The sequence below is a fragment of the Colwellia marinimaniae genome, assembly GCF_002207865.1.
GTDB classification, from domain to species: Bacteria; Pseudomonadota; Gammaproteobacteria; order Enterobacterales; family Alteromonadaceae; genus Colwellia; species Colwellia marinimaniae.
Genome location: NZ_BDQM01000412.1, coordinates 1 through 249, shown reverse-complemented (window position 1 = coordinate 249; position 249 = coordinate 1). Strand labels below are relative to the sequence as shown.

Genomic DNA, 249 nt, shown 5'->3' with positions numbered 1-249 from the left:
CCCCTTCCCGCAGCGCGCAGCGATGCGAGAGAAGGGGGAAGCGGCGCAGCCGCTCAGGGGGATGTACTTATTTCAACCAGCCCCGCTTGCGGAAGTACAGCATCGGCCCCAGCGCGCTGGCCACCATCAGTGCCAGCACGTAGGGGTAGCCGTACTGCCAGTCCAGCTCGGGCATGAACTTGAAGTTCATGCCGTAGACGCTGGCGATCAGCGTCGGTGGCAGCAGGGCCACGCTGGCCACGGAGAAGA

At 65.1% G+C, this 249-nt stretch carries 1 protein-coding gene; it reads right to left on the bottom strand.

Annotation, left to right across the window (positions count from 1 at the left end):
* Nucleotides 1-67 precede the first annotated feature (67 nt).
* Nucleotides 68-249 (bottom strand): CorA family divalent cation transporter (locus MTCD1_RS19875; RefSeq protein ID WP_305764598.1); only part of this gene is annotated, 182 nt, incomplete at its 5' end.